The organism is Streptomyces sp. NPDC014861 (assembly GCF_043081625.1).
Classification (GTDB): Bacteria; Actinomycetota; Actinomycetes; order Streptomycetales; family Streptomycetaceae; genus Streptomyces.
In genome coordinates this window covers 545,678-564,900 of sequence record NZ_JBIBWV010000001.1, presented here as the reverse complement: position 1 = coordinate 564,900, position 19,223 = coordinate 545,678, and the positions used below count along the sequence as shown (strand labels likewise).

Below are 19,223 nucleotides of genomic sequence, written 5' to 3'. Positions count from 1 at the left end.
GGGCTCTTGTTTTACCGGTCAAATGCACTCTAGGGTCCGTGCCACCAGCGGCCCGACTCCTCCACCCCAGGGAGTACTCGTGCACCTCTCGCGCAACGGATTCGTGAGCACGCTCGTCGCGGCGCTCCTCGCCGCGACCGGAGGCGGCGCCCTCGCCGCCGCCCCGCCGGCCGAGGCCGGACCCGTCCCCACACCCGCGTCCGCCACCGCCACCTACACGGTCACCGTCGGCACCAAGGGGGCGTGGAACCGTCCCGACGACACCCCGGCCAGCCCCTACACCGACAAGGACGGCACCTTCTACTACCAGCAGGCCCACGCGCTCTACGGGGCGAGCGACCCCCGCAGGTGGACCTTCTACACCGGCACCGACTTCGACACCGCCAACCGCTCCGCCGCGATCAGCGACGCCGTGAACCCGGCCGACCCCGCCGACCGCAACAACGACACCACCTCGCGCTGCAACAACAGCCCCACCGGCGTGAAGTCCACCGCAGCGCCCGCCGGAAGCGGCTACGCCCACCGCAACTACTGCGACCTGACCGGGATGTGGGTCGATCCGGACACCGGCGACTGGTACGGCCTCGTCCACAACGAGTTCACCCCGCAGCCCTTCGCCGACGGCATCCACTACGACGGCATCGACTACGCGGTCTCCACCGACCAGGGCCGGACCTGGAAGATCAAGGACCACGTCATCACCTCGCCGTACAGCACGGACCGCGGCGACACCGCCGCCTTCCCGCAGCAGACGTACCACTACGGCACCGGCGACCCCCGGCTCTTCGTGGACACCGCCTCCGGCTGGTTCTACGTCTTCTACGGCTCCCGGATCGTCAACAAGGGCGGCGGCTGGGCCGCCTTCTACGGGCACGTCGCCCGTGCCCCCATCTCCCAGAAGATGGCGCCCGGTTCGTGGCGCAAGTGGTACGACGGCGCCTGGACCCAGCCCGGCGTCGGCGGCCGGGAGTCGACCATGGTCCCGGTCGGCGCGGGCAGCACCACCGGCTACGTGCCGAAGGGGAAGGAGTACGACCCCGCCCACGCCGGCTCGGTGAGTCAGCAGGTCGCCGCCGGGCTGACCCCCGCCACCTCCCCGCTCTTCGTCATGGACATCACCTACAACGCCTACCTCGGCCTGTACATCGGCGAGCCGCAGGCCGTCGACCAGAGCGGCGACGCCCCGCAGGAGATCTACGCCACCACCGACCTGACCACCCAGAAGTGGTTCCGGCTCGGCGACACCGGCGGCTACCGGACCGCGTCCTGGTACCGCTGGTTCCTCGACGCCGGCAACCGCACCGGCTCCGGCATCGTCGGCAAGGACTTCCGTGCCTACTGCTCCTTCGGCTGCTCGGGCGGCGCGAGCGCCGAGTACGTCAACCTGAGCATCGGCACGAACGCGCCCGCGGCCCCCGTCGACACCGGCCGGGCCTACCGCGTCTCCGCCGCGGACGGCCGCGTCCTCGCCCAGGTCCCCGGCGGCTCCGCCACCACCTCCACGGCCGCGGCGACCGGTTCGACGCTGGAGCACTGGACCTTCACCGCCAAGGGCGACGGCTCCTACCGCATCGCCAACGCCTCCACCGGCGGACTCCTCGGCGTCGCCTCGACCGCGCCCGCCACGCGCGCGTGGGGCACGAAACCGACCGTGACCGCGGCGACCCCCGGCACCGGCCAGGACTGGTTCGTGGTCCCCGGAGCCTCCGCCGCCGACAACACCCCCACCGGGACGGTCAAGCTGGTCAACCGCTACAGCGGCCTCGTCCTCGCCCTCTCCGCCACCTCCTCGCGCGCCGCCGAGACCACCCCGGCCCGCAGCTGGACCGACACCACCGGCTCCCCGGTCGGCGCCGGCCGCACCGCCGCCGAGCAGACCCTGGGCCTCACCCCGGTCGGCGACGCCCCCCGGACCGTCACCCTCACCACCGGCGGCAAGGCCCTCGACAACCCCGACCACAGCACGGCGGACGGCACCGCGCTCGTCACCTGGACCCCGAACGCCGGCGCCAACCAGAAGTGGACCCTCACCCCGCGCGCCGACGGCGGCCACGAGCTCCGCAACAACGCCTCGGGGAAATGCGCCGACATCGAGAACGGCTCCACCGCCGCCGGTGCCCGCGTCATCCAGTGGACCTGCCACGGCGGCGCCAACCAGCGCTGGACGCTCACCCGGCTCCCCGACGGCACCTCCACCGTCACCTCCGTGCGCAGCGGCCTCCTCCTGACGGCCGCCTCCACGGGGAACGGAGCACGCGTCACCCAGCAGCCGGACACGGGGAGCGCCCTCCAGCGCTGGACGGTCGGCTGAGGCGGGCGTCCGAGGCGTCCGAGGCGTCCGAGGCGGCTGAGGCATTCGGTTCGCGCGGCCGGTTCGCGCGGTCGGTACGCGCGGCCGGTTCGCGCGCGGCCGGAGGGCGGCGGGTCTCCTTCCCGTCACCCTCCGGCCGCGCGCCGTCCAGGCCCCGGACACGGGGGTCGCCCCCGGTTCGGGCTCCGCCGCCGCCTCCGCCGGACTGGCCGATTCCGGTGGGGTGGACGCGGGGCGGCGACTTGGCCGGGTGGTCGCCGGGTAGAGCGTCGGGGACCCACCCCCGGCGCCGCCCACGCCGGGGGTCCGTTCTGTGTCCGGGAGGAATCGATGGAAGACGCCCTGTACGGAGTTGCCGCCGAGCCCGGGGACCGGCTCCGGGCCGGACGGCTCTGCGTGCCGGTCCGGTGGGGCACGCGCGCCTGCGTGCCCCGGCTGTTCCGCACGCCGTTCGGGGACAGGACCGCCGTCGGGTTCAGCGGACCGGCCCGGCTGAGGGAGGTCCTGGGGGCCGCCCAGCCGTGGATCGTCCTGGCGGAACCGGCGCTGCGCGCGCTGGTCGAGCCCCTGGGCGTCCGCGACCTGCGGATCGACCCCGCCCGTCTCCCCGGCCCCGCGGTTCCGGCGCCTGTCTCCGCCCCGGCGGTTCCCTCGACGGGTCCCTCCCCGGCGGTCCCCGAGACCGTTCCCGCGCCGGCGCGCTGAGAGCGCCGCCGGACAGGCCCGGCGCGAATGGCGAGGAACGACTGATGACCGGGCCCCCGCCGATCCGCTACCGTACCCGCGGGTAACGGGCGGGTGGCCGCTCCGTACCGCGTGAGGGGGGACCGCCGTGGAACGGCAGTGGAGCCTGGAGGAGAGCACGGACGTGGACGCCCCGCCGGCGCGCGTCTACGCCTGGGTGTCGGACCTGCGGAACATGGGGCGCTGGAGCCCGGAATGCCGCTACGTGTGGGTGCCGCGGACTCCCTCGCGCGTCGGTACCCGGTTCGTCGGGTTCAACCGGCGCGGGCCCTTCGCCTGGCCGACCTTCGGGCGGGTGGTCCGGGCCGTCCCGGGCCGCGAGTTCGTCTTCGACATCGACGTCCTCGGACTTCCCATCGCCCGCTGGGGGTACCGGTTCGAGCCGAACGGCGAGGGGACGCGGCTCACCGAGTTCTGGGAGGACCTGCGGACCGGGGGCCGCCGGGCCAAGGTCGCCGAGCTGCTCGGAACCGTCTTCGCCGGCACGAACACCGCCCGGCGCGTCGCCGTGAACCGCGCCGGCATGCGCACCACCCTGAGCCGCATCGCCCGCACGGCGGCCACCGAGCCCGCGCCTCCGGGGCGCTGAGGCCGACCGCGGTCCGCGCCCCCGCCTCAGGGTCGCTGAAGCCTGCTGCGGTCAGCGCCCGCGCCTCCGGGGAGCTGAGGCCCGCCGCGGTCCGCGCCCGTACCGGCGTCGCTCAGCCGCGCAGGGTCCGGTCCAGCCGACGGAACGCGAGCATGAGGGCGAGGACGCCCAGCGTCAGCAGGTAGACGGCCGGGATCAGCAGTTCCACGCCGAACTCGCCCAGTGAGGGCTGCCGGATGAGCTCGATGCTCTGGTACAGCGGCAGGCATTCCACCAGCAGCTGGACCGGCCGGGGGTAGACCTCCAGCGGGTAGAAGGTGGTGGCGAACAGGAACATCGGCAGCATGGCCAACTGGATGTACTGGAAGTCCTGCCAGTCCCGCAGAAAGGTCACCACGGCCAGGCCCAGCGCGGCGAAGGCGAACCCGACGAGGAGCGCGCCCGGCAGGACGAGCAGCACCAGCGGACTGTGCACCAGGCCGAAGAGGGTCACGGTCACGAGGAACCCGACCGCCACCAGCGCACCGCGCAGCAGGGCCCAGCAGACTTCGCCCAGTGCCACCTCGCGCACCGTCATCGGCGTCGTCAGGATCGACTCGTAGGTGTGGTTCGTCCTCAGCTTGCCGAACAGGTTGAACGTCGTCTCGTTCATCGCGCCGTTCATCGCCGTGGTGGCGAGCAGGGCGGGAGCGACGAACTCCGCGTAGGGCACGGCCGTGTCGGCGAGGCCCGGTACGCCGCCGACCAGCCCGCCGATGCCGACGCCGAAGGCGAGGAGATAGAGCACCGGCTCGAAGATCTCGGCCACGAGGAGCAGCCAGCTGTGCCGGTAGATCATCAGATTGCGCTCCACCATCGCCAGGACGCCTCCGGAGCGCGGGGCCGGAGCGGAACGGGTGGAGAGGTGCGGGCCCAGCACGGCCGACATGGGATCCCTGCCTTTCAGGGGTGAGTGCTGGTGGTCAGGAGTGCAGGTGCCGCCGATAGGTGCGCCGGCCGAGCAGCAGCCCGACGGCGGCCAGCACGGCCAGGTAGGCGACGTGGACGGCGGTGCCCGCCGCGGTGCCGGTGCCGAGCGCGGCCGTACGGCACAGCTCGACCCCGTGCCAGAGCGGCGTCGCCTGCACCACCGGCTGGAGCCAGCCGGGCAGTTGCGACAGCGGGAAGAAGGTGCCGGAGAACATGAACATCGGCATCACGCCGAACCGGAGGACCGCGAGCACCGTCGGCTGGCGCTTCGCGGTCACCGCCCACGCGGCGGACGGCGTGGCGAACGCGGCTCCGACCAGCAGCGTCGCCGCCACCACGAGCGGGGCCCGGAGCGCGTCGACGGCACCGAAGGCCGCCGCCACCGCCGTGAAGGCCGTGGCGGAGAGCGCCACCTTGAAAAGGTTGAACAGCAGGTGCCCGTAGTAGATGTCGACGGGCGACAGCGGTGTGGCACTCGCCGCCCGGTAGTGCCCCCCGGGCTGCGTCGACTGGTGGACGGGGTGGGCCGAGTCGATGTAGGCGGTCTGCATGGCGGAGGCGGCGAGCAGGCCCGGAGTGAGGAAGGCCAGGTACGACAGGCCGCCGAGGCCCGCACCGCTGTTCTGGTTGACGAGGGTGCCCAGTCCCGCGCCGATGCCGGTCAGGAACAGCAGCGGGTTGGCCATGTTCAGCACCACGGTGCCGCGCCAGGTGCGGCGGTAGCGGTGCAGCCAGTACGCGAACTCGCGCAGAGCGGGCGGGACGGTGCGGGCACGACCGGGTGGGGCGAAGGAGCGGGAGGCATGCGTGGTCATCGGTACTCTCCGTGGCGGCGCCTGGACGGTGGGCGGGGGCGGCGGCGCGTCAGTCGACCAGGCTGCGGCCCGTCAGGGTGAGGAAGACGTCCTCCAGACCGGCCCTGCGGGTCAGTGCGGTCAGCGGGACGACGCCGCGCGCGTGGGCGCCCGCCAAGGTGGCCTCCGCCTCGTCGGTGTAGAGGAGGAGGCGGTCGGGCAGTTCCTCGATCCGCTCCACCAGGCCGCGCGCCCTGTCGGTCATGGCCTCGCGCTCGCCCGGGCCGAAGCGCAGTTCGAGCACCTCCCGGGTGCAGTACCGCTCGATCAGTCCGGCGGGCGAGCCCTCGGCGACGATCAGCCCCCCGTCCATCACCACGAGCCGGTCGCACAACTGCTCGGCCTCGTCCATGTAGTGGGTGGTGAGGATGAGCGTGATGCCGTCGTCCTTGAGCCGGAACAGGCGCTCCCAGAGCAGGTGGCGTGCTTGCGGGTCGAGGCCCGTGGTGGGCTCGTCCAGGAGCACGATCTCGGGTTCGTTGATGAGCGCCCTGGCTATCGTCAGGCGTCGCCGCATGCCGCCGGACAGCGCCTCGACCCGCTCGTCCGCCTTGTCGGTCAGCCGTGCGAAGTCGAGGAGTTCCGCGGCGCGCCGCCGGATCTCGGCCTTCGGCAGTCCGAAGTAGCGCCCGTAGATCAGCAGGTTCTCCCTGACCGTCAGTTCGACGTCCACGGTGTCGTCCTGCGGGACCACGCCGATCCGGGCGCGGATCCGGGCGCCCTCGGTCCGCGCGTCGAGCCCGAGCACCTCCAGGCTCCCGCCGGTGGCCGGCGAGGTGCACGCGATCATGCGCATGGTCGAGGACTTCCCGGCGCCGTTGGCGCCCAGGATCCCGAAGGCCTCCCCGGGCCGGACCGCGAAGTCGATGCCGGCGACGGCGGTGAACCCCTCGCCGCGAGCCGCCTCGTAGCGCTTGCGCAGTCCCTCCGCGCGGATCAGCGGGGCCGGTCCCGGCGCCGCGCTCCCCGGCTGAGGGGTGGTCTCGGTGGTCCGGGTGGTCTCAGGCATGCCGGGTTCCCTGCGGGTGGCGTCGGAAACGGTCGACGAGTTCGCCGACCGGGGTGCCGGGGTGCTGGGCCGCCCGCACCATCAACTGCTCCAGATCCCGCAGGAAGTCGCCGGCGGAGGCGGGCAGGAAACGCGGGTCCGTGCACAGGGTCAGCGCGCAGGACTCGCGCAGTCCGTCGAGGAAGAGGAAGAACTTGGCCCCGGACTGCTGTCCTTCGCTGTCCGGAACGACCAGACGGGTGTGGAGCAGGGCCTCCTCCAGCTGCTCGGGCAGCTTCGAGGCGTCGATCGGGGGCGCCGGGGCGTTGCGCTCCTCGGCGCTGAACCGGATGTCGTTGAAGAAGCAGTAGCCGCCGGGGTCGATGCCGCGACGGCGGGCGATCTCCTCCAGCTGCTCCTCCATCCTGACCGGGCAGGCCTCGGCGTGCCGGTAGGCGTTCAACGCGGTGCGGGCGGCACGGGCGAGGAACTGCTCGGCGGACTCGTCGGCGAGCGGCAGGCGGACGATCGCGTTCTGGTTGAAGGCCCCCACCAGCTCCTCGTCCTCGGGCTTGAAGCGGGTCGACACGATGACCCGCAGCGCGGCCTCGGGCTCACCGAGGTAGGAGGCCAGCAGCAGCGCGGTCGAACCGAGGAGCGCCGTGGCCGTGTTGCAGCGGCCGCGTCCCGCGAGCGCGTGGGCGGCCAGCGCCAGGGCGGGGGAGTCGAGGTGCGCCCAGTCCCGGTCGGTCTGCTCCGGTGTCGAGGTGGTCGCCAGCATGCTCGCGGGCACCGTGCTCGCCTGGCGCGCCCAGTAGTCCAGCGTGCGTCTCTCGCGCCGGCCGCCGGCTTCGGACGCCTCGAACCCGGCCCGGTCGACGGGCTGCCGGGAGGGCTCGGGCAGTGTCGCGGCGCCGTCCGGGCCCGCGGCGAGCAGGGCACGCAGTTCGTCCATGACGATCTGGAAACTCCAGCCGTCGACCGCCAGGTGGCTCGCGGCGAGCACCACGGCGGCCGGCGCGCCCGCGCGCAGTCCGATCGCCGCACGCACCGGCAGTCCGGCGGTGTTGTCGAAGGCGCCCGCCCGGACGCGCTCGGCGAGCGGGGCGACGGCCTCCGCGAGGTCTCCCGGTCCGAGCTCGGAGAGCAGGAACCCGATCTCGCCCGAGGCCGCGACGTGCTGCGCCGGGGCGCCGTCCTGGTCGGCGTAGGTCGTCCGCAGCGACTCGTGCCGCTCCACGAGCAGCCGGACCATGTCGCACACCTGGGCCGCGGTGGCGGAACCGACGGGTGCCCAGCCGACCTGGTTCAGCGAGTCGTCGTCGGGCGGCAGTCGGCGGATCACCTCCCAGATGGCGCGTTGACCCCAGGTCATGGGCCCGGTACGGGGGTGGCCCCCGTGGAACCGCACGCGGGCGGTCGTTGGGTCTGTCACCGATCCTCATCCCCTTTGTCCTGCTCGCCGGAGCGTCCCGCCCCGAGCGGGCTCAAGAATGGCGTGAAGCAGAGATATTTCTCAACAGTCTCAGCTGAATTTTTTGACATGTGGACGCTGTAGATCTGATGGCGTCGAGAGCTTGCGCAGGTCGCGGTCCTCCCGTCGCTCCCTTTTGGGTAATTTCCTCCATGAATCCCCGCAGTGGTGCGCGTACGCCAGGGGGCGATCGGGTGCGAGGGATTCGTAAGAGCGATTCACAGCCATCTTGATTTTGCTGGATTCCATGCATAGTTTGCATCCCGCTGGATGTCGGCACCCGTCACCGGGGCCGCACTCCAGGCCGCACGCAGGGCTGCATCCCCAAGGAATCGAGGAGCAGATCACGATGGAAGTCCGTGCAAAACCGCTCTGGACACGGATGGCGGTCGACTCGGCGGGGGGCGGATGGCCGCCCGCCCTCACGCCCGACGCAGGACTGCGTACCGCCCTGGCCGTGCTCGACCTGGGCATGGTCGGTACGGACGGCTCACGCCGGGCAGTGCCCTCGGCCGGCGCCTCGTACCCCTACGAGTGCTACATCCTGACCAGGGACGACGCCGGCACGACCGGCCTCCACCAGGTCGACCCGGGCCGCCGGCACTGCCAGCTGCTCAGCCGAGGGCCCCGGATCGACGAGGCGCTCCGCCAAGCGGCGCTCGCCGTCCCCGAGGACGGCGCGGTCATCGTGCTGGCCACCCGACCCTGGCTGTCCATGCGGAAGTACGGCGACCGGGGCTACCTCTACACCCAGCTGGACACCGCCCACCTGCACATGAACCTCGCGCTGGCGGCCGACAGCCTCGGAGCGGGCATCGCGCTGCGCCGGCGCCCGCAGGGCTTAGAGCCTCTGGTCAGCGAGTACGGCGAATGCGCGGAGGCGCACTCGACGCTGGCCGTCACCGCGGTGCCGACCGGCGACGTCCCCGGCGCCGAACCGCCCGGCTGGGTGGTGCGCGACGCCCGCGCCGGCCGGCCCGCCTCGCTGCGCCGGCAGCCGCACTGGCTGGAGCGGCTCTGCTGGGAGTCGCTCGTCAACGACCCCGCGGGCGCGCCGGCTCGCCCGCCCTGCACGGCCGTCCCGCCACCGACGGCCCCGCGGCGCGGAGACAGGGCGCCCCTCGTACCGCGGACGGCGTTCCACGACCGTCGGTCCGCCACCGGGTTCGCCCCCGGCACCCTTCTCGCGCGGGACGTGCTGTCCACCGTCGACCGCGCCCTCTCCGTCCTCGGCGACGTGCTCCCCGACGCGGAAGCGCCGCCCCGGGCCACCCTGGTCCTGCGCCAGGAGGAGCCCCCGGAGGCCGAGGCCACCGGTCCGGCCGGCCCGGACGTACGGTGGCTGCCCGAGCTGTCCGACGCGTCGGTGGCCGAGGCGTTCATGGCCCAACGCCACCTGGCCGCCGCGTCGGCGGTCCTGCTGCTGCACGCACCCACCGCCTCGCTCATCGACGAGGCGGGCGGCTCGCAGCTCTGGACGGTGCTCCACCACGCCGGGGCGCTGGCCCAACTGGTCTATCTGGAGGCGGCCCGGCGCGGCCTCGCGGTCACGGGCGTCGGCGGATTCGACAGCGAGCGATGGCGGCGACTGGCCGGCCTGCCCGCCGACCACGACGTGGTGTACGCGGTCGCCATGGGCGTGGACACACCGGACGCCCAGAAGCTCGACCGCCTCTCGGTCGCCTACGCGCAGAACGAGCGCTCATGACCCTCGCCGCCGTATTCACCCGCTGCGCCGAGCGGTACGCGGACCGTCCGGCACTGTCCGGTCCCGACTCCTCGGTCGACCACCGCGCCCTGCACGAGCGGAGCTCCCGCGCCGCCGCGTGGCTCAGCGGCGTCCGGGCCGTGGACGACCGCCCCCGGATCGGTCTGGCCGCGCGCAACAGCACCACCTGGGTGACCGCCTACCTCGGCGTCCTCCACGCCGGGGCGGTGCCGTTCCTCATCGACGCCTCGGCCAGTGACAGCGAACTGGAACGGATCCACGAGGACTGCTCGCTCGACCTGCTGCTCCACGACCGCGGCACGGCGGGCGACGCGATCCCCGCGCTGCCGGGCCTGACCGCCACGCGCCTCCGTACCGCCGAGCGCCGTCACCCGCTGCACCCCGACACCGAGGTCTGCCGCTTCACCTCGGGCACCACCGGCCGGCCCAACTGCCTGGAGTTCTCCGGCCGGGCGGTGCGCGCGGCGGCGGAGAACTGGGCGGTGGGCACCGCCATGACCGCCGACGACCGCGTCCTGTGCTGCGCGGGGCTGTCCAACGGACTGGCCTTCAACACCTCCCTCCTGTCCAGCTTCCTGGTCGGCGCCCGGCTGCTCCTGTCGCACGGGCTGCCGACCAGCGGCCGGATCCGCCGGCTCGTCGCCGAAGCCCGACCCACGCGGCTGGTCGCCTTCCCGGCCCTCTACGACTCCTTCGTCCGCACCGGCGGGGGCCGCGCCGACTTCGCCTCCGTCCGCGTCGCCATCTCCTCCGGGGCTCCGCTGCGCGCGGACACCAAGGAGCGCTTCACCGAACTGACCGGGGTCCCGATCGGCAACTACTACGGCGTCGCCGAGGCCGGACCGCTGACCTGGTCCACCGCCACCTCGGCGCGGAGCCTGGGCCGCCCGCTGCCCGGCGTGGACATCCGGACCCGGGGGACCGTCGACGGCGACGGGGCCGTCCATGTGCGCAGCGCCTCGATGGCCACCCGCTACCTCAACGCCCCCGGCCTGCTGGAGAGCCGGATCGACGGTGGCGGCCACTACAGCACGGGGGACCGCGGGCGCCTGGAGGCCGGAGAACTGGTGCTCACCGGCCGCTCCCACCGGATGATCAACGTGGGCGGCCGGAAGGTCGACCCGGTCGAGGTCGGCGACGTCGTCAGCGCCGTGCCCGGCGTGGAGCGGGCCGTGGTCCTCGAAGTGCCCGATCAGCACGGCGAGCCCGCCGTGGCCGCCGTACTCGTCCTGCGCGAAGGGCTCGGCGCCGACGAGGTCCGCCTGCGCGTCCGCGACAGGCTGCCCGCCCACAAGGTCCCCACGCTGATCCGGGTCGTCGACGCCATCCCCACCACGGTGATCGGCAAGCCGGTGCTCCACGAACTGCGCAGCCTCTTCGACGCGGGCTCCCCCTGAGCCCGTCGCCCACCCCTCCACCCCGGCCACACCTCCACCCGCTATCCCCTCCACCCCGCGCTCCCCGGCACCCCGCCGGGGCATCCGCGGCCGGCGGCGACGTCCGCCGGCCCCGTCCCGAGGAGTCAGTCATGTCCGCCGGCCCGCAGCTGATACGTGAGGGCGTGCTCCGCCTGATCATCTCGTCCCACGAAGGCGACATCAGCGTCTCGGACATCGAGGCGCACGGAGGTGTGCTGGAAGCCGTCAACTACACCTCCCTCTCCTACATCCGCCTCCTCGACGCCATCGAGAACGAGTTCGGCGTCTTCCTGGACGCCGACGAGGGCGCCGAGGCGCTCGGCACGGTGGACGGCATCTCCGCCGCCGTCCTGGCCGAGCTCGGTTCCGATGCCGGCTGACGCGGCGCCGGCCGGCCCCCCGCACGACGACCCGCCCCTCACCGTGGGCGTCGTCGGGGCGGGGCGGCTCGGCGGAGCGCTGCTGGAGGCGTGCGCGGACGCGCGCGTCCCCGTGAGCCTGCGGGCACGGGCCCGTACCGGCTGGACCGTCGCGTCCGTGCCCGACGTCCTCGTCGACGCCGGCGCCCCCGAGGGCTTCCCCGAGGTCGCCGCGTACTGCCTGCGGTACGAGGTGCCGCTGGTCGAGTGCGTCTCCCCCCTGCGGCCGCTGCACGCGGGCCTGCTCGACGAGGTCGCCGCCGCGGTGCCCGTGCTCGAAGCCGTCAACCTCTCGTTCGGCAGCTACCTCCAGCGCAGGCTGGCCGCCCTGGTCGCCGGCGTCCACCACTCCACGGCCCCCCACGTGGACGTCCTGGACCGTCACCCGGTCCGCAAGACGGCGCGGGTCAGCGCGACGGCCGAACGGCTCGCCACGGCGTGGACGGACGCCGGCGGCCGGCCGGAGGCGACGCTGGGACTCCGCCGCGGCGGCCCGGAGGTCAGTGAGCACGCGATCACCTGGACCTGGGGCACCGACGAGGCCCTCACCGTCCACCACCAGGTGACCTCTCTGCGCGCGGTGGCCCGTACGGCCCTGGCCCTCGCCCGGCGTCTGCCGGGGAGTCCGCCCGGCCTGATCGCCGTGGACGACTTCTTCCAGGACCTGTCGACGAGCCCCGGTGACGACCACCCCATGAGAGAGGCCCTCCGATGACACGCAGGCTGGCCAACCAGCTCGCCCTGGGCGGGCGGATGCTCTCCCTCGACGGCCACGACGACTTCAACCAAGGACAGATATCGGCCAGGATCCCCGGCGCGGACACCTTCCTGATCAAGAACGCGCTCTGCGGATTCGACGAGGTCAGGCCGGAGGACACCGTCACCGCGACGGTGGACCACACACAGCGGGCCCCCCGCGCGGCGCCCCCCGAACTCCCGCTCCATCAGGCGATCTACCGGGCCAGGCCGGACGTCAACGGCATCGTGCACAGCCATGCCCCGTACACCCTGCTGTTCGGTGCCTGCGACCTCGAACTGCGCCCGCTCTCCCATGAGGGCTCCTACTTCGTCGACGCGACCGGCCTCTTCACCACCACCAGCAACACGGTGCTCGACATCGCCACCGGCGACCGGATCGCGAAGGAACTCGGGGACACCGGCCGCGCCGTGTTCCTGCGCAACCACGGCGGGGTGATCGTCGGCAAGAGCGTGCGCCACGCCGCGATCTTCGCGCAGGTGCTGGAACGCGCCTGCCGCCTCCAACTCGCCGCGCACTCCACGGGACTGCGATTCCACCACTCCAGTCCCGAGGACGTCCGGCTCAAGCAGGACTTCATCTACGCCGACCTGTCCGTGCGCTCCTACTGGGACCACGCGGTGCGCCGGGCCGTACGACGGTGGCCCGAGGCCGAGCAGTGGCTGCCGGCCTGATCCCCGCCGGCTTCACCGGCCGGCCGGTCGTGCGCCCCCTCGCGCACGGCGACGCCAGGACGGTGACGCTGCTGGGCCGCGTCGACGAGGCGAACCCCCGGACCACCGCGGGGGTGTACGACGACCCGCAGGCGCCGCCCGCGCCGTCCGCCGCGCGCCGCGGGGAATTCCTCGCGGGCCGGACCCTGGTGCGCCTGGCCGTGGCCGAGCTGACCGGTGCCCCGGTCGACGAGGTGCGGATCGGCACCCGGGGCGGCGGGCGGCCGATCTGCCTGAGCGCCCGGGAGGTGGACGTCAGCATCTCGCACAGCGCCGGCCGGATCGCCGTGACGGCCGCCCACGGCTGCGAGGTGGGCATCGACATCCAGATCCCCGTCCCGGTGAGTGCCGGCCTGCTGCTCCGCTACGGCGTGGCCGGATCCGGGACCGTCCCTCCGGCCGCCCCCGGGCACCGACGGGACGGCCGCGACCCCGCCGCGCCCGCCCCCGGATGGCCCGCCGCCGCCCCCGGATGGCCCGCCCCCGACCGCGGAGTGCCCGCCCCCGACCCCGGAGCGCCCGTCGCCGACCCCGGCCACGACCAGCGGCGAGTCCGGACCGCCGACGCGTTCCACGCGTTCGCCGACGCCTGGACCGTGCGCGAGGCGTGCGCGAAGACGCTGGGCCTGCGGGTCGGCGCCGACCTCTGGCGCATCCCGGTGCCCCCGCGAGCACGGCGGGGCGACTGGGAGGGCGCGCACTGGTACCGCCTGCCCCCCTTCCAGGGCTGCCCCGTGGCGCTCGCGCTGCGACCGCGCTCCCGGGACGCCGGACCCCGCTCCCGCCCGGGCGACGCCCGCCCCCTCGCCCCGGCACCCCCGAAGAACCGACGAAGCACGAACCGACCCCCGTGAGGACGCCGCCATGCCCGCCACCGCACCCACCCGCCACCCCCGGCCCACCGGACCCGCCTGGACGGAGGAGGCACTCGACCTGCTCGACCTCGTGAGGCAGCTGGCCGGAGCCGAACTCGACCCCAGGGTGGAGCGGTTCGAGGCCGAGGGGACCTTCCCCCGCGAGGTGCTGAGGACGCTCGGCCGGGCCGGACTGCTCGGACTGCCCTACCCGCAGCGGTACGGCGGAGGGGGCCAGCCCCACGAGGTGTACCTCACCGTGCTGGAGACCCTGGCCCGGCACTGGCTGGGAGTCGCCCAGTCGGTCAACATCCACGTGCTCTCCTGCTACGGCCTGGCCGCCTTCGGCACCGAGGAGCAGCGGGCCGCCTGGCTCCCGGACATGCTGGGGGGCGAACTCCTCGGCGCCAACTGCATCTCGGAGGCGGAGGCCGGCTCCGACATCTCGGCCCTGCGGACGACGGCCACCCCGCGAGAGCGGAACTACGTCGTGAACGGCGTCAAGTCCTGGGTCAGCCACGCGGGCGCCGCCGACTACTACAACGTGTTCTGCCGCACCGGGGGCGACGGGGTGCGCGGCCTGTCCCTGCTGCTGGCGCCCGCGGACACACCGGGGATCCACCCGCAGGCCCCCGAGCGCAAGATGGGGGTCCGCTCCTCGCCGACCGCCCAGATCGTCTTCGACGAGGCGGAGATCGCCCAGGACCGGCGGATCGGCAGGCCCGGCAAGGGCTTCCTGATCGCGACCGGCCTGTTCGACCGGGGGCGCCTCGGTATCGCCGCCTGCGCGGTGGGCCTCGCCCAGGCCGCGCTCGACTACGCCGTCGCCTACGCGAAGACCCGGCGGCAGTTCGGGAAGCCGATCATCTCCTTCCAGGGGATCGGCTTCATGCTCGCCGACATGGCGACCCAGGTCACCGCCGCCCGCGCCCTGCTGCTGGACGCGGCCCGCCGGCTGGACGCCGGCGGACACTCCTCGGCCGCCGCCGCGAAGGCCAAGCTCTTCGCCACCGACACGGCGATGCGGGTGACCATTGACGCGGTCCAGGTCCTGGGCGGGTACGGATACGTGACCGACCACCCGACGGAACGCTGGATGCGCGAGGCCAAGCTGCTCCAGCTCATCGAGGGCACGAACCAGATCCAGCGCCTGGTGATCTCGACCTCGCTGTGACCGGCGCCCCACGGGTGACGACCGCGGCGGCGGCAGCGGCCACGGAGGGACGCCGCCGGGCCCCCGGTCCCGCCGCGCCCGGCAGCGGCGAGCCGGCCGTGCCGCCGGACCGCTTCCGGCGCGCGGCGCGGGGGCGGGCACCGCCGTGCCGCTGAGCCCCCGCGTACCCGGCCGGTCCTTCGAGACCGGCGCCCAGCAGCCGCCACCGCTTCCGGACACCCACAGGAGACCCGCATGCCGCTCCCCCCGCTGGCGCGACCCGCCACCGACCTGCCCACCGGAGAACCGCACCGCCAGGCACACCAGATGATCCTCGCCGGACACGGCTCGGAGGGGCAGCGCCGCCTCGCCGCGGGCCGGGTCCTGGTCGTCGGCGCCGACGAGATCGGCGCGCCGGTCATCGCCCATCTCGCCGACGCCGGTGTGGGGACGATCGGCGTCGCCGACGGCTCGCCCACGGAGCCGTGGGACCGCTACCTCGGACTCCCGGACGAGGAACCGGCGGACCGCGCCGCGGCCTGGGCCCGCGCGCTCGGGCGCACCCATCCCGCGGTGCGCACCGTGGCGGAGAGCTGGTTCGAGCTGCCCCGCGCGCGCGGACTGGTCCGGGACTACGACCTCGTGGTGTGCGCGGGGGAGGATCCGGCCCGATGTCAGCTCGTCGACGACGTCTGCGCCGAGGCCGGGATCCCCTTCGTGTGGGGCTCCATGGGGGCCACCGGGGGGCGCGTGTCGGTCTTCTGGGACCGGCACGGACCGGGCATCAGGGATCTGTTCCCGACGCCTCCCGTCCCCTACTTCCGCGGCGTGTCCGGCGCGCTGAAGGTGGTCGGCGCCTGGCTGGGGGTCGCGCTGGCCACCGAGGCGGTGAAACTGCTCACCGGCCGGGGCGAGCCGCTGGTCGGCCGGGTGATGGAGTACGACGCCCTGGGCGGCGTGTGCGCGACGGTACCGCTGCGCCCGCGGGAGCGTGTCGCGCGCCCGGCCGAGCCCACCGCCGCCGAGCCCTTCTTCGGCCTGCTCTCGCCCGCGGCGACCGAGGCCGCGCGGGAGTCCACGATCTCCGTCGAGCAGCTGAGGGAACTGCTCGACGCGGACGCGCCGGTGCACCTGGTCGACGTCCGTGAGCCGGACGAGTACGCCTTCGCCCACCTGCCGGGTTCGGTGCTCGTGCCGCAGGGGGAGTTCCTGCACGGTGACGCGGCGGCGCGGCTGCCCACGGACCGCAGGACCGTGCTGCTGTGCCGGGCCGGCATCCGCTCCGCCGAGGTCCTGGCCGTGGTCAAGCGCAGCGGCCACCACGACGCGGTCCACCTGGGCGGGGGCATCCTCTCCTGGGCGGAGCGGATCGACCCGGAGATGCCCACGTACTGAGGGGGCCGCACCCAGACATTACGGCCAGTCGTGCGAGCGATGTCAAGTATGTGAAGCAATTTCTCAACAGACTGAGGAAAAATTCGACGACTGGCGAGTCGTGGTAGTGGCTCGCCGGTCGGTCGGTCCCGGTCGTCGTCCGGGGCCTCCGAGGGAGGCGTGGGGTGGGGTCGACGCCTTCCCGGTCCGGCCGTGCCGTCGGGGCCGTCGGCGGCGGATTTCCAGGTCGCCCGGGGCGTGAGGTGGTGGTCGCGCGTCATCGAGGGGTACGGGGGTGCCGTCGACGGCTCCGTGGGGCGGCCCCGTCAGGGTCCGGCAGTCCAGCACCCTCGTGACACAGTCGTAATCATGCAAACTTGGGTCGAAATCTTGCGTAGCCCTGTTCCGCGTCCTAGTGTGACGCTCCGATCAGGGCATTGCCCTGGGGACCACCTCGGAGGAGCCGTAATGAAGCCCCGCAACCTCGCGATCTTTCTGATCACTTCAGGTCTTGTCCTGTCAGCCACGGCTTGCGGTGGTGACTCGGACACCGGAGCCAAGGGGGACGTCACCATCACCGTGGCGTGTCAGCCGGCGAAGACGGCACCCAACCAGCGCAAGGCGTGGGACGACGACGTCAAGGCGTTCGAGAAGGCGCACCCGGGCGTCAAGGTCAAGAGCACGGACCAGCAGCCGTGCTTCGACCCGAAGACCTTCGCCGCGAAGCTGGCCGGCGGCCAGATGGAGACGGTCTTCATGGCCCCCGTCACCAATTACGCCGACGTCATGACCAAGGGACAGGCGAAGGACATCACCGCGTCCACGGGGCTCGTGAAGAACTTCGGGGACATCCGCCAGGACGTCCGGGACATGCTCACCAAGGACGGCAAGATCTACGGCGTCCCCAACGTCAGCTACTCCGTCGGGCTGGTCTACAACCGTCAGCTCTTCGAGAAGGCGGGCCTCGACCCCAACTCCCCGCCGAAGACCTGGGACGAGGTCCGCGCGGCGGCCAAGAAGATCGCCGATCTGGGCAACGGCCACGTCGGATACGGGGAGTACGGCGGCGGCAACGTCGGCGGCTGGCACTTCGCGCAGTCCATCTTCAGCCGCGGCGGCGAGATGGTCGTGGACGGCAAGGCGGCCTTCAACAGCGCCGAGGGCAAGGCGGTCCTGCAGACGCTGCACGACATGCGCTGGAAGGACGACAGCGTCGGCAAGAAGGTGCTGATCGGCTGGGAGGCGCTGATGCAGCAGATGGCGGCCGGCAAGACGGGCATGATGCTCGGCGCCCCGGACGTCGTCACCGACCTGGTGCAGAAGTTCCAGGGCAGCAAGGACCAGTACGGCATCGCCCCCATCCCCGAGGGCAAGGCGTCGCTCAGCGGCGGCGAGGCCTACATGATCAACCCGAAGGCGAGCGCCGCCGAGACCGAGGCCGGCCTCCAGTGGATCGACTTCCAGTTCAACACGCCGGGCAAGGGCCGTCACGACTACGCGCGCGGCAAGGCCAACGGCGAGGCCGTGGGCGTGCCGAACAACGACTACATGGGCGACTCGCCCACGGGCAAGGAGATCGGCAAGCTCCGCGCGGAGAACGCGGTCCTGCCGGTCGAGTACTACCAGCCCTACGTCGACGGGGTGAAGAGCGTCGAGATCAAGCTGGAGCCGGCGAAGGCGCAGGAGCTCTACGCGGTGCTGGACGTGCCCATGTCCGCGGTTCTGACCCGTGAGGACGCCGACATCGACAAGCTGCTCGCCGACGCCGAGGGCAAGGCGAACACGATTCTGGCGAAGAGCTGACCGTCGTGGTACGGGTGCCGCCTCCGTCTCCGGCGGAGCGCGGCACCCCGACCCGCGGCGCGGAACGGGAGATCACCATGGACACACCCACCGTGCAGGCGAAGCGGCCCCCGAAGCCGCGGCGCCGGCCACCCGCACATCCCTCACGTCGGAGAAGGACCCTTCGCACCAACATCACCGCCTACGGGTTCCTGTGCGCGGCCCTGTTCTGCTTCGCGCTCTTCGCCTGGTGGCCGATCATCCGGCAGGTCGTGCTCAGCTTCCAGGAGACGAACCTGGTGGACGAGCCCACGTGGGTGGGCCTGGACAACTTCCGCTCGGTGGTGGAGGACCCGGCGTTCGGCCAGGCGTGGAAGAACACCTTCGCCTTCACCTTCCTCGCCCTGCTGTGCGGCTACGTGATCCCCTTCGCGGTGGCGATCGTCCTCAACGAACTGCGGCACGCGCGCGGATACCTGCGCTTCGTCGTGTACCTGCCGGTGATGCTGCCCCCGATCGTCTCGGTGCTGCTCTTCCGCTGGTTCTACGATCCCGGCCCCGGCCTCTTCAACCAGCTGCTCGACTTCGTCGGCCTGCCGGGCCTGTCCTGGCTGGACTCCACGGACACCGCCCTGATCTCCCTGGTCATCGTCTCCACCTGGATGAACATGGGATCCGGCGTCCTGATCTACCTCGCCGCGCTCCAGAGCATCCCCGGTGACCTCTACGAGGCGGCCGAGCTCGACGGAGCCGGCATCTTCCGGCGGATCTGGAACGTCACGATCCCGCAGACCCGGCTGATCCTGCTGCTCATGCTCATGCTCCAGGTCGTCGCCACCATGCAGGTGTTCATCGAGCCCTACATGCTCACCGGCGGAGGACCGGAGAACGCGACGGTCACCGTCGCCTTCCTGATGTACCAGTACGCCTTCGTCTACGGCGGCAACTACGGCGCCGGCAGCGCGCTCGGCGTCATGCTCATGATCGTTCTCCTTGCGGTCGCCGCGGTCCAGCTCAGGCTGACCCGCGACGAGAAGAGGTAGTCCCGTGGCCAACACCGTTGATCTGAAAGCCCACCCGGAGAACGCGGGGGAG

Annotated in this window: 17 protein-coding genes; 13 read left to right on the top strand and 4 right to left on the bottom strand. The window is 72.8% G+C overall.

Features of this window, described 5'->3' with window-relative positions:
- Window positions 1-79 precede the first annotated feature (79 nt).
- From ACF1BN_RS02430 to ACF1BN_RS02420, 3 genes are all read left to right on the top strand, one after another.
- A complete protein-coding gene (locus ACF1BN_RS02430; protein WP_392329711.1) occupies window positions 80-2,311 on the top strand; it encodes an RICIN domain-containing protein in 2,232 nt (743 codons plus the stop codon).
- Between the two features lie 330 nt (window positions 2,312-2,641).
- A complete protein-coding gene (locus ACF1BN_RS02425) occupies window positions 2,642-3,016 on the top strand; it encodes an SAV_915 family protein (protein ID WP_392329710.1) in 375 nt (124 codons plus the stop codon).
- A gap of 127 nt (window positions 3,017-3,143) precedes the next feature.
- Window positions 3,144-3,644: an SRPBCC family protein gene (locus ACF1BN_RS02420; RefSeq protein WP_392329709.1), complete on the top strand. Its 501-nt coding sequence runs from the start codon at window positions 3,144-3,146 to the stop codon at window positions 3,642-3,644.
- A gap of 112 nt (window positions 3,645-3,756) precedes the next feature.
- On the opposite strand, the gene ACF1BN_RS02415 is transcribed toward ACF1BN_RS02420, so the two are convergent.
- The 4 genes from ACF1BN_RS02415 to ACF1BN_RS02400 are packed head-to-tail and all read right to left on the bottom strand — an operon-like array spanning window position 3,757 to window position 7,830.
- Entirely contained in the window at window positions 3,757-4,572 is an 816-nt protein-coding gene (locus ACF1BN_RS02415) for an ABC transporter permease (RefSeq protein WP_392329708.1), read from the bottom strand.
- A gap of 34 nt (window positions 4,573-4,606) precedes the next feature.
- Window positions 4,607-5,428, bottom strand: coding sequence for an ABC transporter permease (locus ACF1BN_RS02410; protein WP_392329707.1), 822 nt, complete (start codon window positions 5,426-5,428; stop codon window positions 4,607-4,609).
- Window positions 5,429-5,477: 49 nt separating this feature from the next.
- Window positions 5,478-6,476: an ABC transporter ATP-binding protein gene (locus tag ACF1BN_RS02405; RefSeq protein WP_392329706.1), complete on the bottom strand. Its 999-nt coding sequence runs from the start codon at window positions 6,474-6,476 to the stop codon at window positions 5,478-5,480.
- On the bottom strand, window positions 6,469-7,830 hold the full coding sequence (locus tag ACF1BN_RS02400; protein ID WP_392329705.1) for a condensation domain-containing protein: 1,362 nt from the start codon (window positions 7,828-7,830) through the stop codon (window positions 6,469-6,471). Before ACF1BN_RS02400 ends, ACF1BN_RS02405 begins: the two co-directional genes overlap by 8 nt.
- Window positions 7,831-8,278: 448 nt before the next feature.
- Here ACF1BN_RS02400 and ACF1BN_RS02395 point away from each other — a divergent pair, with 448 nt between their 5' ends.
- The 10 genes from ACF1BN_RS02395 to ACF1BN_RS02350 all read left to right on the top strand — a co-directional run bounded on the left by ACF1BN_RS02395 (window position 8,279) and on the right by ACF1BN_RS02350 (window position 19,171).
- Window positions 8,279-9,637: a nitroreductase family protein gene (locus ACF1BN_RS02395; protein ID WP_392329704.1), complete on the top strand. Its 1,359-nt coding sequence runs from the start codon at window positions 8,279-8,281 to the stop codon at window positions 9,635-9,637.
- Window positions 9,634-11,055, top strand: a complete 1,422-nt coding sequence (locus tag ACF1BN_RS02390) for a class I adenylate-forming enzyme family protein (RefSeq protein ID WP_392329703.1) — start codon at window positions 9,634-9,636, stop codon at window positions 11,053-11,055. Before ACF1BN_RS02395 ends, ACF1BN_RS02390 begins: the two co-directional genes overlap by 4 nt.
- Before the next feature lie 131 nt (window positions 11,056-11,186).
- Window positions 11,187-11,456 carry a hypothetical protein gene (locus ACF1BN_RS02385; protein ID WP_392329702.1) on the top strand — a complete coding sequence of 90 codons (270 nt, stop codon included), beginning with the start codon at window positions 11,187-11,189 and terminating at the stop codon, window positions 11,454-11,456.
- A complete protein-coding gene (locus ACF1BN_RS02380) occupies window positions 11,446-12,210 on the top strand; it encodes a hypothetical protein (protein ID WP_392329701.1) in 765 nt (254 codons plus the stop codon). Before ACF1BN_RS02385 ends, ACF1BN_RS02380 begins: the two co-directional genes overlap by 11 nt.
- Window positions 12,207-12,926, top strand: a complete 720-nt coding sequence (locus ACF1BN_RS02375) for a class II aldolase/adducin family protein (protein WP_392329700.1) — start codon at window positions 12,207-12,209, stop codon at window positions 12,924-12,926. The genes ACF1BN_RS02380 and ACF1BN_RS02375 overlap by 4 nt, the downstream gene beginning before the upstream one ends.
- Window positions 12,911-13,819 (top strand): 4'-phosphopantetheinyl transferase family protein, encoded by a 909-nt coding sequence (locus ACF1BN_RS02370; RefSeq protein WP_392329699.1) that lies wholly within the window; start codon window positions 12,911-12,913, stop codon window positions 13,817-13,819. The genes ACF1BN_RS02375 and ACF1BN_RS02370 overlap by 16 nt, the downstream gene beginning before the upstream one ends.
- Window positions 13,820-13,829: 10 nt before the next feature.
- Window positions 13,830-14,993: an acyl-CoA dehydrogenase family protein gene (locus tag ACF1BN_RS02365; protein WP_392329698.1), complete on the top strand. Its 1,164-nt coding sequence runs from the start codon at window positions 13,830-13,832 to the stop codon at window positions 14,991-14,993.
- 234 nt (window positions 14,994-15,227) lie between these two features.
- Window positions 15,228-16,367 carry a ThiF family adenylyltransferase gene (locus tag ACF1BN_RS02360; protein WP_392329697.1) on the top strand — a complete coding sequence of 380 codons (1,140 nt, stop codon included), beginning with the start codon at window positions 15,228-15,230 and terminating at the stop codon, window positions 16,365-16,367.
- Between the two features lie 447 nt (window positions 16,368-16,814).
- Entirely contained in the window at window positions 16,815-18,149 is a 1,335-nt protein-coding gene (locus ACF1BN_RS02355; RefSeq protein ID WP_392329696.1) for an ABC transporter substrate-binding protein, read from the top strand.
- Window positions 18,150-18,226: 77 nt separating this feature from the next.
- Window positions 18,227-19,171, top strand: coding sequence for a carbohydrate ABC transporter permease (locus ACF1BN_RS02350; RefSeq protein ID WP_392329695.1), 945 nt, complete (start codon window positions 18,227-18,229; stop codon window positions 19,169-19,171).
- Window positions 19,172-19,223: the final 52 nt, after the last annotated feature.